This window comes from Halomonas sabkhae (assembly GCF_030409265.1).
GTDB classification, from domain to species: domain Bacteria; phylum Pseudomonadota; class Gammaproteobacteria; order Pseudomonadales; family Halomonadaceae; genus Halomonas; species Halomonas halmophila.
The window spans coordinates 12,456-26,693 of sequence record NZ_JAUFPM010000002.1; the positions used below are offsets into that span (position 1 = coordinate 12,456).

General features: G+C 66.7%; 10 protein-coding genes. 8 read left to right on the forward strand and 2 right to left on the reverse strand.

The features are described 5' to 3' along the window. The 8 genes from QWY79_RS01355 (at position 1) to QWY79_RS01390 (ending at position 10,686) form a co-directional block, all read left to right on the forward strand. On the forward strand, positions 1–2,961 hold the full coding sequence (locus QWY79_RS01355) for an ATP-binding protein (protein WP_290269154.1): 2,961 nt from the start codon (positions 1–3) through the stop codon (positions 2,959–2,961). After that, on the forward strand, positions 2,939–4,339 hold the full coding sequence (locus QWY79_RS01360; protein ID WP_290269156.1) for a sigma-54-dependent transcriptional regulator: 1,401 nt from the start codon (positions 2,939–2,941) through the stop codon (positions 4,337–4,339). The genes QWY79_RS01355 and QWY79_RS01360 overlap by 23 nt, the downstream gene beginning before the upstream one ends. Positions 4,340–5,278: 939 nt before the next feature. Continuing rightward, positions 5,279–6,679, forward strand: a complete 1,401-nt coding sequence (gene pcnB / locus QWY79_RS01365) for a polynucleotide adenylyltransferase PcnB (protein WP_290269158.1) — start codon at positions 5,279–5,281, stop codon at positions 6,677–6,679. Beyond that, entirely contained in the window at positions 6,676–7,182 is a 507-nt protein-coding gene (folK, locus tag QWY79_RS01370; RefSeq protein ID WP_290269160.1) for a 2-amino-4-hydroxy-6-hydroxymethyldihydropteridine diphosphokinase, read from the forward strand. The genes pcnB and folK overlap by 4 nt, the downstream gene beginning before the upstream one ends. A gap of 112 nt (positions 7,183–7,294) precedes the next feature. Then, positions 7,295–8,086 (forward strand): 3-methyl-2-oxobutanoate hydroxymethyltransferase, encoded by a 792-nt coding sequence (gene panB / locus QWY79_RS01375; protein WP_290269162.1) that lies wholly within the window; start codon positions 7,295–7,297, stop codon positions 8,084–8,086. After that, positions 8,086–8,949 (forward strand): pantoate--beta-alanine ligase, encoded by an 864-nt coding sequence (gene panC / locus QWY79_RS01380; protein WP_290269165.1) that lies wholly within the window; start codon positions 8,086–8,088, stop codon positions 8,947–8,949. Before panB ends, panC begins: the two co-directional genes overlap by 1 nt. Positions 8,950–8,989: 40 nt before the next feature. After that, positions 8,990–9,370 (forward strand): aspartate 1-decarboxylase, encoded by a 381-nt coding sequence (panD, locus tag QWY79_RS01385; RefSeq protein WP_290269166.1) that lies wholly within the window; start codon positions 8,990–8,992, stop codon positions 9,368–9,370. 140 nt (positions 9,371–9,510) lie between these two features. Beyond that, a complete protein-coding gene (locus tag QWY79_RS01390) occupies positions 9,511–10,686 on the forward strand; it encodes an acetyl-CoA C-acetyltransferase (RefSeq protein ID WP_290269169.1) in 1,176 nt (391 codons plus the stop codon). Between the two features lie 81 nt (positions 10,687–10,767). On the opposite strand, the gene QWY79_RS01395 is transcribed toward QWY79_RS01390, so the two are convergent. Both QWY79_RS01395 and pnp read right to left on the reverse strand, forming a co-directional pair. After that, positions 10,768–11,970, reverse strand: coding sequence for an MFS transporter (locus QWY79_RS01395; RefSeq protein WP_435389746.1), 1,203 nt, complete (start codon positions 11,968–11,970; stop codon positions 10,768–10,770). Positions 11,971–12,050: 80 nt separating this feature from the next. After that, positions 12,051–14,189, reverse strand: a complete 2,139-nt coding sequence (pnp, locus tag QWY79_RS01400; protein ID WP_290269171.1) for a polyribonucleotide nucleotidyltransferase — start codon at positions 14,187–14,189, stop codon at positions 12,051–12,053. Positions 14,190–14,238: the final 49 nt, after the last annotated feature.

Below are 14,238 nucleotides of genomic sequence, written 5' to 3' on the forward strand. Positions count from 1 at the left end.
ATGAGCCTGAACCTCCCCGGGCTGCTGATGCTCGGCATCGGTTACCTGTCACTGCTCTTTCTCAGCGCCACGGCCGTCGATCGCGGCTGGCTGCCCAGGCGGCTGGTCCGCCATCCGGCGGTCTATATCCTGGCCCTGGGCGTCTACGCCAGCGCCTGGGCCGTCTACGGCAGCCTCGAGTTCGCCAGCCGCTATGGCTTCGGCTATCTGGCCTATTACCTCGGCGTTGCCGGCGCCTTCCTGCTGGCCCCGGTGCTGCTGGTCCCCATCCAGCGCATGACACGTACGCACCAGCTGGCCTCGCTGGCCGATCTGTTCGCCTTTCGCTTCCGTTCGCGCTGGGTCGGCACCCTGATGACAGTGGTCAGCCTGCTGGCCGTGCTGCCCTTGCTGGCGTTGCAGATACAGACCATGGGCCAGGCCATCCACCGCCTCAGCGGCAGCGCCTCCCCGGCACTGCTGGCGCTGGGCTTCAGCCTGTTGATCGCCTTGTTCGCCATGCTGTTCGGGGCGCGTCACACGCACCAGCATGCCCGCCATGAAGGCCTGCTCGCGGCCATTGCCCTGGAGTCGCTGGTCAAGCTGGCCGCCATGCTGGTGCTCGGCGGGGTGGCCCTGTTCGGTGTCTTCAACGGTCCCGCGGACCTGCAGAGCTGGCTCGATGGCGCCGGCCACGTCAGCCAGACACGCATCGCCCAGCTCGACCCCGGACAGTGGCGCACCCTGCTGCTGCTGTTCTTCGCCGCGGCCTTTTTGATGCCGCACATGTTCCACATCACCTTCGCCGAGACGCTGGACCGGCGCACGCTCCTGCAGTCCAGCTGGGCACTGCCGCTGTTTCTGCTGCTGATGGCCCTGCCGATTCCCTTGATCCTGTGGGCCAGCCAGCGCCTGGGCGTCGACGAAGTGGGCGCCGGGGCGGCTTACCTGGCCTTCGGCCTGTCCACGTCCTGGTGGGTCGACGGCCTGGCCTTCATCGCCGGCCTGGCCGCCGCCAGCGGGACCATGATCATCATCTCGCTGGCGCTGTCGGGCATGATGCTGAACCATATGGTGCTGGTGGCCCACCCGCCGATCGCTCAGCCCGACCTCTATCGCTGGCTGCGCTGGCTGCGGCGCGGCTTGATCGCCGCGGTCATCCTGGCCGGCTGGCTGTTCTATCGACTGGTCGGCGTGCATCACGACCTCTCCGCCCTGGGCCTGGCTTCCTTCGTCGGCGTGGCCCAGTGCCTGCCGGGCATGCTGGCGCTGCTCTACTGGCCGGGTGCCAATCGCAAGGGCATGGTCAGCGGGCTCAGCGTGGGCGTGGTGATCTGGCTGGCGGGCCTGTGGGTGCCATTGCTGACGCCCTATCCCGGCCTGGTCCTGCTGCCGCCAGGCCTCGATGTGCTGGCCGGCGAGCCCGACTGGTACAGCGTCACCCTGGTCGCGCTGGCGGCCAATATCCTGACCTTCATCCTGGTCTCCCTGGCCACGCAGACCTCGACCGGCGAACGTGCCGCCGCCGAGGCCTGCTCCGTGGACGCCGTGGTGCGTCCCATGCGCCTGCCGCTGGCCGCCGCCAACGGCGCCGAGTTCAAGCAGCAGCTGGCCGGGGTACTGGGCGCCGATGTCGCCGGCCGGGAAGTCGAGAGGGCCCTGACGGCTCTCGAGATGTCGCCCCTGGACGCTCGGCCCTACGCCCTGCGCCGCCTGCGGGACCGTATTCAGGCCAATCTTTCCGGCCTGATGGGCCCTTCGGTGGCCCAGGACATCGTCGACCGCTGCCTGCCCTATCAGCATGACGGCCCGGTCGCCAGCGAGGACATCCACTTCGTCGAGAACCGGCTCGAAGCCTATCGCTCGCGCCTCACCGGCCTGGCACGCGAACTCGACAGCCTGCGGCGCTACCATCGGCGGACGCTCACCCGCCTGCCCATCGGCCTGTGCGCCTTCGGCGAGGACGGTGAACTGCTGATGTGGAATGATGCCCTGGCCGAGCTGTCGGGCATCTCCGGCGAGGCCGTGCTCGGCGCGCACCGCGAGACCCTGCCGGCCCCCTGGAACACCCTGCTGGGGCAGATTCTCGCGGCGCCCCAGGAGCGGCTCTACAAGCAGCCGGTCAGCCTGGCACACGGCGAACGCTTCCTGACCCTGCACCGCGCCGGCCTGCAGGGCGAACAGGGCGAGGATGGCGGTCATGTCATCCTGGTCGAGGATCACAGCGAAATGAAATGGCTCGAGGACGAGCTGATTCATGCCGCACGCCTGGCCTCCATCGGCCAGCTGGCCACCGGCGTGGCCCACGAGATCGGCAACCCGATCACCGGCATTTCCTCGCTGGCCCAGAACCTGCGCTACGACACCGAGGACCCGGCACTGCGCGAAACCGCCGACCAGATTCAGGGCCTCACCGATCGTGTCTCGCAGATCGTCGGTTCACTGGTGGGCTTCGCCCATGGCGGCCGGCATGTCACCGGGGCCGGCTTTACTGCCACCCGCATGCAGGAGGTGACCGAGGAGGCCCTGCACTTGATTCGACTCGCCCGCTCGGGGGACGATATACACTACATCAATCGCTGTGCGGCCGATCAGGTCGTGATGGGCGACGCACAGCGCCTGCAGCAGGTGATGCTCAACCTGTTGGGCAATGCCCGGGACGCCAGCGAGGCCGGTGCCCAGGTCATCATCGAGGCCGTGCCCCAGGCAGCCTACCTGCACCTGAGCATCACCGACGAAGGCCGCGGCATCGACCCGGAGGTGCGCGACCACCTCTTCGAGCCCTTCACGACCACCAAACCCGCAGGCGAAGGAACCGGGCTCGGTCTGCCGCTGGTCTACAGCATCATCGCCGAGCATGATGGGCATATCGACATCGAGTCGCCGCCCGCGGGACATGCCGGCGGCACTCGCATCCATCTGTGGCTGCCCCTGTACCGAGAAGGTGACGAAGGCCCCCATGAGCCGGATTCTGATCGTTGAAGACGAAGCCATCATTCGCAGCGCCCTGAGGCGGCTGTTGGAGCGGCATGACCATCATGTCAGCGAGGCGGCCTCCATCGACGAGGCCCGTGCGCTCGAGCCCCAGGGCCAGGATCTGGTCATCGCCGACCTGCGCCTGCCCGGCGAGCCGGGGACCGACCTCATTCGGCTGGCGGACCCGGTGCCGGTGCTGATCATGACCAGCTATGCCAGCATGCGATCAGCCGTCGAGGCGCTCAAGCTCGGCGCCGTCGACTATGTGGCCAAGCCCTTCGATCATGACGAGCTGCTCGAGACGGTCTCGCGCATCCTGCACCAGCAGGCCAGCCGCCGCACCGAGCCGCCCGACGTCACCGACCCGGTCGGCCAGGCGCAACCCATGATAGGGCGCTGCCCGGCCATGCAGGCCGTCTACACACGCATCCGCAAGACCGCGCCCGCGGATGTCACCGTGCTCATCCAGGGCGAATCGGGCACCGGCAAGGAACTGGTCGCCCGCGCCCTGCACCAGCAGAGCCGGCGCGCCGCCGCCCCGCTGATCTGCGTCAACTGCGCCGCCATCCCCGAGACGCTGATCGAGTCCGAGCTCTTCGGTCACGAGAAGGGCGCCTTCACCGGGGCCAACAGCGCCCGCACCGGCCTGGTCGAAGCCGCCGACAACGGCACCCTGTTTCTCGACGAGATCGGCGAGCTGCCGACGGATGCCCAGGCGCGTCTGTTGCGCGTGCTGCAGGAGGGCGAGATCCGCAAGATCGGCTCGGTGGAGACGCGTCACGTCGATGTGCGCCTGATCGCCGCCACGCACCGCGACCTGCATGCGCTGTCGCGGACCGGAGAATTCCGTCTCGACCTGTATTACCGGCTCAACGTCATGCAGATCGATCTGCCGCCCCTGCGGGACCGCGAGGACGATATCCTCGAGATCGCCGACACCCTCCTCGACAAGGCGTGCCGGCGCCACCAGCGCGAGGGCCTGCGCCTCTCCCGGGCTGCCCGGCGCGTGATACGCGACGCTCCCTGGCCGGGCAATGTTCGCGAGCTGGAAAATGCCCTGGAGCGCGGCGTCATCCTCGCCGAGAGCCATCTGATTCACCCGGATGACCTGGGCCTCGGCGGACCTGTGCCGTCAGCCACCACGCGTACCGAGGCCCACAATGTCACCCCGCTCGACGACGGCCCGGACCCCGCGCCGACCAGCGACGACGCCGAGGACCTCTCCCTCGAGGATTACTTCCAGCACTTCGTGCTCGAGCATCAGGACCAGATGAGCGAAACCGAGCTGGCCCACAAGCTGGGCATCAGCCGCAAATGCCTGTGGGAGCGGCGCCAGAAACTGGGCATTCCCCGCAAGAAGGGGCCACGCCGCCACACCGGCTGACCCGCATGCCCCACCGGCGCGGCCGGCCTGCGACCAAAGTGTGAGAGACCCCCTGCCTCCCTTTCTCTGTCCGGCACCCCGTAGCGCGCACCAGATTGTTACCTTCCCACACAGCGCATGCGCCACCACGGGGCAGTGCGGGTAACACAGCCCTTACCGGAGCCCCATGACAAATCGATGAAAAACCATAAGACACTGTTTATAAACAGCTTTCATCATTCTGGCACGAGCTCTGCAATTAAATAGGCAAGAAAAACAATCCGGATGTCACCACGGCCGCCAACAATAACAACGGCTCGCAAGGTGACAGGATCCGACCCGACAACAACAAGTCCCCGGGTCGAGACACTGGAGCCCCATGCCGACCAACAACAACAGCACGGCATGCATGAGCTCTGTTCGAGGCCAACAACGACAATATCCTCGAGAACCGGAAAATGACGCGACGCACCCATTACCGACCGCCAACAACAACAAGGGTCGCCGAGGTGCACTCCCGGTAACAACAACAAGCCATCGGGAGGAGGTATGCCAGGCATGCCGTCGTGGTTGGATTATTGTTTTGAATACGAGGCGGTCGCTGCCAGGAGCAGCACAAGGACAACAACATGCTTGCCTGAGACTCCTTGGTGACTGTGGTGCGTATTCAAGGCGATGTGCCATCACGAAGAAGAACAGCAGCTCACGAGCTGCCATCTGCAACATTCCGGGGAGGCCACTGGCCTCCCCTTTCTATTGGCAGCCTGACCCGACGCTCCCTGCCCGCCATCGTCGCGCCCGACCGCCTCGCGCCACCTGCCTGCGAGTCCTCATGCAGGGCGACGTCTTCGCTCCCTGGTGCACCATGCTTTGCAAGGCCGCGGGTGTCCGCTACACTCGACGACTTTCATGGTTTCATTTCGATCCTCTTTTCGAACTCCCGCGAGTCGACAACACCGCATGATCAAAGGTTTTACCCGCTTTCTGCAGAGCCCGGGCCAGCACCTCAAGTCGCTGTTCGGCACTCAGGATGCGCCGGCCGGAGGCCCAGTGCTGCGCATCATCCCCCGCGAAGATCACCCTGTCTCGCGCCAGCTTTTCAGTGACTCGGCGCTCAAGGTTCTGTATCGCCTGCACAATGCCGGGTTCGAGGCCTTCCTGGTCGGCGGCTGCATTCGCGATGCCCTGCTCGGGCGCCAGCCCAAGGACTTCGACGTGGCAACCGACGCCACGCCGGAAGAGGTGCGCGACCTGTTCCGCAACTCGCGCCTCATCGGTCGGCGTTTCCGCATCGTTCACGTCCGCTTCGGCCGTGAGGTCATCGAGGTCACCACCTTTCGCGGCAAACCGAGTGAGGATGACGGCCAGAACGTGGCGCATCAGTCCGATGACGGCATGCTGCTGCGCGACAATGTCTGGGGCAATATCGAAGAGGACGCACTGCGTCGCGACTTTTCGATCAATGCCCTCTACTACAACATCGCCGACTTCTCGATCCATGACTTCGCCGATGGCGTGCGTGATATCGAATCGCGCACCCTGCGGCTGATCGGCGACCCGGCGACCCGTTACCGCGAGGACCCGGTGCGCATGCTGCGCGCCATTCGTTTCGCCGCCAAGCTGGACTTCCAGCTCGACGCCGAGACCGAGGCACCGCTCGAGGAGCTGGCGCCCCTGCTGTTGCAGGTGCCACCGGCACGCCTGTTCGACGAAGTCCTCAAGCTGTTCATGAACGGCTACGGCGTCGAGACCTATCACCTGCTGCGTGACTACGGCCTCTTCCCCATGCTGTTCCCGGAAACCGACGAGGCCTTCGACGAGCTGCCCTGGGCCGACGCCGTGATCGAAAGGGCGCTGGCCAGCACCGATGAGCGCGTGCAACAGGACCGGCCGGTCACCCCGGCCTTCCTGTTCGCCGCCCTGCTCTGGGGCCCGGTCCAGCTTCGCCAGCGTGCCCACGAGCAGGAAGGCATGGCGCCGATCCCGGCCCTGCAGGCCGCCTCGCAGCGCGTGGTCTCGCGGCAGCTGCAGCATGTCGCCATCCCCAAGCGCTTCAGCCTGCCCATGCGGGATATCTGGGATCTCCAGCAACGCCTGCCCAAGCGGCGCGGCAAGCGCGCCTTCCAGACACGCGAGCACCCGCGCTTCCGGGCCGCCTTCGACTTCCTGCTGCTGCGCGAGGCCGCCGGCGAGATCGAACCGGGTCTCGGCGACTGGTGGAGCGCCTTCCAGAAGGCCGATGAGCACGAACAGCGCCGCCTGCTCGGCAAGGTCGATGCCGACCCGGCCGGCTCCCCCGCGCCACGCAAGCGTCGCCGGCGTCGTCGGCGCAAGCCCCAGAACACGCCGTCGGACTCATGAGCCTCGCCTGGATCGGACTCGGCAGTAACCTGAATGACCCGGCAGGACATGTCGCCCGGGCCCTGCACGAACTCGACGGACTGCCCCTGACCCGTCGTCGCACGGCCTCTTCACTGTATGCCACGCGCCCGGTGGGCCCGGCGGATCAGCCGGACTTCATCAACGCCGTCGCCCAGCTGGAGACCCGGCTCTCGCCGCTGGCCCTGCTCGATCAACTGCAGGCCCTCGAACAGCGCCATGGCCGAGTGCGCGAGCGCCGCTGGGGCCCCCGCACCCTGGACCTCGACCTGTTGCTCTTCGATGCGCGACAGCTTGAAGCGCCACGCCTGACGCTCCCCCATGCGGAGATGACGCGGCGGGCCTTCGTACTGGTGCCACTGCTGGAAGCGGCCCCCACGCTGTCGCTGCCCGACGGTCAGACCATTGCCGCCCTGGTGGAGCAGTTACCCGAGGCGACGCCGCCGCGCCGCATGTCCGCTGCAGTGTTACCCGAATCCCGCTGACGCCTCACCAATGTTACCTATCGACACCCTGGACGAATTCGAGTAACAATCTCATGTTACCCGAGGGCCGCGGCCCATTGCCGACCGGTCGACGACATAACGAGAGCACGCCATGAAACCCATCACCCTGAGCACGCTGCAGGCCCACAAGCGCGCCGGTGAAGCCTTCAGCTGCCTGACCGCCTATGATGCCACCTTCGCGCACGCTGCCGATGCCGCCGGCATCGAAGTGCTGCTGGTGGGCGACTCCCTGGGCATGGTGCTGCAGGGCCATGCCAGCACCCTGCCGGTCACCCTGGCGGACATTGCCTACCACACCCGCTGTGTGGCACGACACAAGGGCAGAAGCCTGCTGATGGTCGATCTGCCCTTCATGAGCAATGCCTCCACCCAGCGCCTGCTCGAGGACGCCGGCGAACTGATGCGCGCCGGCGCCGAGATGATCAAGGTCGAAGGCGAAGCCTGGATGGCCGAGGGCGTGCGCGAGCTGGTGCGCCGCGGCGTGCCGGTCTGCGCCCACCTGGGCCTGACGCCCCAGGCCGTTCACCAGCTGGGCGGCTACAAGGTGCAGGGCCGGGACAGCGAGGAGGCCTCGCGTATACTCGAGGAGGCCCGCGCCCTGGTCGAGGCCGGCGCCTCGGTGATCCTCCTCGAATGCGTGCCGGCCAGCCTGGGACGTGCCGTCAGCGAGGCGCTCGAGGTGCCGGTAATCGGTATCGGCGCCGGCCCGGACACCGATGGCCAGATCCTCGTCATGCACGATGTGCTGGGCGTGACAGCGGGGCGCGGCCCGCGCTTCGTCAAGAACTTCATGGCCGAGGCCGACGACATCCAGGACGCCTTCAAGCGCTACCATGACGCCGTCAAGACACGTCAATTTCCCGCCGAGGAGCACTGCTTCTGATGCAATGCCTGCAGCAGATCCGCGCCTTGCGAGATACACTCGACGCGCACCGTCGTGCCGGCCGCAGCATCGGCCTGGTGCCCACCATGGGCAATCTGCATGACGGCCATCTGGCCCTGGTCGCCGAGGCGCGGCGGCGCGCCGACATCGTGGTAGCCAGCATCTTCGTCAACCCGACCCAGTTCGGACCGGGCGAGGATCTGGATGCCTACCCGCGAACCTTCGAGGCCGACCGCCGCCAGCTCGCCGAGGCCGGCTGCGACCTGGTGTTCGCGCCCGACGAAGCCACCCTCTATCCGCGCGGCGGGGCAGCCCAGACCCGGGTCAGCGTGCCCGATGTCTCGCAGGGCTTGTGCGGCGGCTCGCGTCCCGGTCATTTCGATGGCGTGGCCACCGTGGTCACCATGCTGTTCCATCTGGTGCAGCCCGATCTGGCCTGCTTCGGCGAGAAGGACTATCAGCAGCTGGCGGTGATTCGCCGCCTGGTCGACGACCTGCACCTGCCCATCGAGATCATCGGCGTGCCCATCGTGCGCGACGCGGATGGCCTGGCGCTGTCGTCACGCAACGGCTACCTGAATGCCGACCAGCGCCGCACGGCGGCCCGGCTGCAACAGACGCTGGGCGAGCTGCGCGAAGCCCTGGAAAACGGCGCCGCCATCGCGCCGACCCTCGACCAGGGCCGGCAGCGACTGCGCGCGGCCGGCTTCGAGCCCGACTACCTGGAGCTGCGCGCCGCCGACCTGGGCGAGCCCGATGCCTCGACAGGCGACGCCGTGCTGCTCGCCGCGGCCTGGCTCGGCAGCACCCGACTGATCGACAACCTGACCCTGAGGCTGCCCTCGGCCGCTTCACCGCCCTGACCACCCTCATGCCCTGACTCACCCATAAGAGGAGCCCGCGATGCTCACCCATATGCTCAAGGCCAAGCTGCACATGGCCCGCGTGACCCACGCCGTTCTCAACTATGAAGGTTCCTGCGCCATCGATGGCGAGCTGCTCGACATGGCAGGCATCCGCGACAACGAACAGATCCAGATCTACAACGTCGAGAACGGCCAGCGTTTCACCACCTATGCCATCCGCGCCGAGGCAGGCTCCGGCATCATCTCGGTCAACGGCGCCGCCGCCCATCTGGCCAGTGCCGGCCAGCGGGTCATCATCTGCAGCTACGCCATGTACACCGATGCCGAGCTGGACACCCATCAGCCGGCCCTGGTCTACCTGCAGGATGGCAACGCGGTCAGCCACACCAGCAACGCGATTCCCGTCCAGCTGGCCTGAGTCGGGCACGGCATGATGCTGCCGTCAGCCGCCATGCGACATAAGTTCAGGGGGCTTTCGGCGCACCGGGCATTGTCGCAGCGCACAATGGTCGCCTATGCTGGAAAGGCGTACGTCCGCTCATTTCAGGAGTCTTGACCATGTCAGAAGTGGTGATCGTTGCTGCACGCCGTACCGCTGTCGGCGCCTTCGGCGGCTCTCTTGCCGGCATTCCCGCCAGTGAACTCGGTGCCCATGTCATCAAGGATATCCTTGGTGGCACCGGTGTTGCCGGCGACCAGGTCGACGAGGTGCTGCTCGGCCAGGTCCTCACGGCCGGCACCGGGCAGAACCCGGCTCGCCAGGCGGCCATTCAGGCCGGCCTGCCCGAGGCCGTCCCCGCCATGACCATCAACAAGGTCTGCGGCTCCGGGCTCAAGGCCCTGCACCTGGCCACCCAGGCCATCCGCTGCGGCGATGCCGAGCTGATCCTGGCCGGCGGTCAGGAGAACATGTCGCTCTCTCCCCATGTGCTGCCCAACTCGCGCACCGGCCAGCGCATGGGGGACTGGAAGGCCATCGATTCCATGGTTCACGACGGCCTGTGGGACGCCTTCAACAACTACCACATGGGCATCACCGCCGAGAATCTGGCGGAAAAGTACAGCATCACCCGCGAGGCCATGGACGAGTTCGCCGCCGCCTCCCAGCAGAAGGCCGCCGCCGCCATCCGCGAAGGCCGCTTCAAGGGCCAGATCGCCGGCATCGACATTCCGCAGCGCAAGGGCGACCCGCTCCACTTCGACACCGACGAGAATCCTCGCGAGGTGACCGCCGAGAAGCTGGGCAGCATGCGCCCGGCCTTCAAGAAGGACGGCAGCGTCACGGCCGGCAATGCCTCGGCGCTCAATGACGGCGCCGCCGTGGTCATGCTGTGCTCCGCGGAAAAGGCCGAGGCCCTGGGCCTGGAGCCGCTGGCTCGCATCAAGGCCTACTCCAATGCCGGCGTCGACCCGTCCATCATGGGCATCGGCCCGGCCCCGGCCACCCGCCGCTGCCTGGACAAGGCCGGCTGGAGCCTCGCTGACCTCGATCTGATCGAGGCCAATGAAGCCTTCGCCGCCCAGGCGCTCTCGGTCAACAAGGAACTCGGCTGGGACACCGACAAGGTCAACGTCAACGGCGGCGCCATTGCCCTGGGCCACCCGATCGGCGCCTCCGGCTGTCGCATTCTGGTCACCCTGGTGCACGAGATGATCGCCCGCGATGCGCGCAAGGGACTGGCGACGCTGTGCATCGGCGGGGGTCAGGGCGTGGCACTGGCCATCGAGCGCTGATGGCTCGCTGACCGCCCTACCCGACCCATCGTCACCCTCGACAGGCCCCCGTTTGACGGGGGCCTTGTCGTTGCATTGCCGTCAATCGCGGCTGGGCCCGACCACCCGCGATGGCGTACCTGCCACCAATACCGCCGCCACGACGAACAGTGCGCCCGAGCACAACAGGACACCGCTCAGGCCGGTGGCATCGACCACCTGCCCCCCGGCCATGGCGCCGATGCCGATCGACAGGTTGAACACGAAGGCCATCAGGGCGGTGGCGGCCTCGGTGTTCCGGGCGCTCTTGAGAATCCAGGTCTGCAGGCTGACCGAGATGCTGCCGAACACCGCGCCCCACAGCATCAGCAAACCGATCGCCAGCGGCGGCTGATGCCCCAGCAGGGGAAACGCCAGCGTCGCCGTGGCCAGCAACAGCGGAATGGTCAGCACCGTGGCATAAGGCCGACGGCCGGCGGCACTGCCGGCAAAGAAGTTGCCCAGCAACCCCGCCGCGCCGTAACACAGCAGCAGGACACTGATGCTGGACAACGGAATACCGGCGATGTCCTGCAGAATCGGGCTGATGAAGGTGTAGGCGGAGAAATGGCCGATCACGATCAGCGTCGTGACCGCGACGCCGACCCGCACGCCGCGACTGGCAAACTGATCGGCCAGATTCGACAGACGCACCGGCTCGCGTGCCGGCAGGCTGGGCAGCAACTGCCACAACGCCAGGGTCACCAGCAGGCTCAGCCCCGCCAGTGAGCCGAAGGCAATGCGCCAGTCGGTATGCTCGCCCAGCCAGGTCCCCGCCGGTACACCCAGCACCGCGGCCCCGGCCACCCCACTGAAGATCATCGACATGGCACGCGGCACCTGCGGCAGGGCAACCAGACGCGAGGCCAGCCCCCCGGCAATCGCCCAGAAGCCGCCGATGCAGATGCCGACCAGCACTCGGGTCGCCAGCAGGGTGATGAAATCATCCGCCAGTGCCCCCAGCAGACTGGCCAGCGTCATCAGGGCCATCAACCCGGTGAGCAGCCAGCGCCGATTCAGGCGCCCGACTGCAACCGGCAACAAGGGGGCCGAGAAGGCCGCCACGACGCCGGGCACCGTGATCAGCAGGCCGGCGATGCCCGGCGTGACTGCCAGCGAATCGGCGACCTGGGACAGCAGCCCGATGGGCAGCTGCTCGGCCGTCACCAGCAGGAAGATGCCCACCATCACGGCGCCCACGCCCAGCCAGTCACGTTTCTCGGTGGTGGCCCTGGCCGCCGCCTGACTTGCAGTATCCTGTGTCATGAATTCCTCGGGTTCCACACAAAGCCGCCCCCGCAGCTCGGCTGCAGGGGCGGCTCGTCCTCAAGCGTGCGGCTTGAAGCTTACAGCTGCGGTTCTTCCTCGGCTGCCTCGGCTTCGAAGGCCGCCTTCTCTTCCGGCGTGATTTCCTTGATGGTCAGCTTCACCCGGTTGCGGTTGTCGATGTCGAGCACCTTGACGATCGGCTCGTCGCCCTCGTTCAGGAAGTCGCGCACATCATTGACCCGCTCGGGCACAATCTGGGAAATGTGCACCAGGCCGTCGGTACCCGGAATGATGTTGACGAAGGCGCCGAAGTCGGCGATGCGCACGACCTTGCCGCGATACAGCTTGCCGATCTCGGGCACGGCGGTGATCGACAGCACGGTATCGATCGCCGCCTTGGCCGCCGACTTCTCCTCGGCATAGATGCGTACCGTGCCGTCGTCGTCGAGATCGATGGAGGCGCCGGTGTCATCGCAGATCTTGCGGATCATGGCGCCGCCCTTGCCGATGACGTCGCGGATCTTCTCCGGATCGATCTTGATGGTCGCCATGGAGGGGGCGTTCTCGGAGACTTCCTCACGGCTCGTGCCGATCACGTCGTTCATCTGGCCGAGGATATGCTGACGCGCTTCATGGGCCTGCTGCAGCGCCTGCTCCATGATCTCCTCGTTGATGCCCTCGATCTTGATGTCCATCTGCAGGGCCGTGACGCCTGCGGCGCTGCCGGCCACCTTGAAGTCCATGTCGCCGAGGTGGTCCTCGTCACCCAGGATATCGGTCAGCACGGCGAAGTCATCCCCGTCCTTGACCAGGCCCATGGCGATGCCGGCCACCGGGGCCTTCATGGGCACGCCGGCATCCATCAGGGCCAGCGAGGAACCGCACACCGAGGCCATGGAGCTCGAGCCGTTGGATTCGGTGATTTCCGAGACCACCCGGATGGTGTAGGGGAAGTCGTCCTCGGACGGCAGCATGGCTTCCACACCGCGCCGGGCCAGGCGGCCATGGCCGATCTCGCGACGCTTGGGCCCGCCCATGAAGCCGGCTTCGCCGACACAGTAGGGCGGGAAGTTGTAGTGCAGCAGGAAGCGATCCTTGCGTTCACCTTCCAGGGATTCGATCAGCTGGGCATCACGCAGCGTGCCCAGGGTCGCCACGACCACCGCCTGCGTCTCGCCGCGGGTGAAGACGGCCGAGCCATGCGTCTTGGGCAGGCCGCCGACCTCGATGTCCAGCGGGCGTACGGTCTTCAGGTCGCGGCCATCGATACGTGGCTCGCCCTTGACCACCCGGCTGCGCACGACACGCTTCTCGAGGCTGGCGAAGGCGCCCTTGACCTCGTCGGCCTCGAACTGGCCGTCCTGGTCGCCGGCGAGCTGCTCGATGGCCTCGGCCTTGAGTGCCGCCAGGGCGTCCTGACGCTGCATCTTGTCGGTGACGCGGTAGGCCTCGCCGACGCGTGTCTCGAAGCCACGGCTCAGGGCCTCCTCGAGGGACACATTGGCTTGCGGTGCCTGCCACTCCCAGCGCGGCTTGCCGGCCTCGGCCGCCAGCTCGTTGACGGCCTTGACCACCGTCTGCATTTCCTGGTGGGCGAACAGCACGGCGCCCAGCATCTCGTCCTCGAGCAGCTCCTTGGCCTCGGACTCGACCATCAGCACGGCCTTCTCGGTACCGGCCACCACCATGTTCAGCTCGGAGGTGGTCAGCTCCTCGACGGTCGGGTTGAGGAAGTAGCCCTGCTCTTCGCTGAAGCCGACCCGCGCCGCGCCGATCGGCCCATTGAAGGGCACGCCGGAAATGGCCAGGGCCGCCGAGGTGCCGATCATGGCGGCGATATCCGGGTCATGGTTGCGATCGGTGGAAAGCACCGTGCACACGACCTGGACCTCGTTCATGAAGCCATCCGGGAACAGCGGACGAATCGGCCGATCGATCAGCCGCGAAGTCAGCGTCTCCTTCTCGGTGGGACGCCCCTCGCGCTTGAAGAAGCCGCCGGGAATCTTGCCGACCGCGTAGGTCTTTTCCTGATAATGGACGGAGAGCGGGAAGAACGGCTGGGAAGGATTGACGTCCTTCTTGGCCACGACGGTGCACAGCACCACGGTGTCGTCCATGGTGACCATCACGGCACCATTGGCCTGGCGGGCGATACGCCCGGTTTCCAGGGTGACGGTGCTGCGACCGTATTCGAATGTTTTCTTGACCGGATTCACGGCGGCTTCCTTCAACTTGTCGATTCATGTTCGGGTCGTTTTGACTCGC

Coding starts and splice junctions, on each gene's coding strand:
- panD (WP_290269166.1), top strand. CDS start 8,990: ATGCTCACCCATATGCTCAAGGCCAAGCTGCACATGGCCCGCGTGACC.
- QWY79_RS01355 (WP_290269154.1), top strand. CDS start 1: ATGAGCCTGAACCTCCCCGGGCTGCTGATGCTCGGCATCGGTTACCTG.
- panB (WP_290269162.1), top strand. CDS start 7,295: ATGAAACCCATCACCCTGAGCACGCTGCAGGCCCACAAGCGCGCCGGT.
- QWY79_RS01360 (WP_290269156.1), top strand. CDS start 2,939: ATGAGCCGGATTCTGATCGTTGAAGACGAAGCCATCATTCGCAGCGCC.
- pcnB (WP_290269158.1), top strand. CDS start 5,279: ATGATCAAAGGTTTTACCCGCTTTCTGCAGAGCCCGGGCCAGCACCTC.
- QWY79_RS01390 (WP_290269169.1), top strand. CDS start 9,511: ATGTCAGAAGTGGTGATCGTTGCTGCACGCCGTACCGCTGTCGGCGCC.
- QWY79_RS01395 (WP_435389746.1), bottom strand. CDS start 11,970: ATGACACAGGATACTGCAAGTCAGGCGGCGGCCAGGGCCACCACCGAG.
- folK (WP_290269160.1), top strand. CDS start 6,676: ATGAGCCTCGCCTGGATCGGACTCGGCAGTAACCTGAATGACCCGGCA.
- panC (WP_290269165.1), top strand. CDS start 8,086: ATGCAATGCCTGCAGCAGATCCGCGCCTTGCGAGATACACTCGACGCG.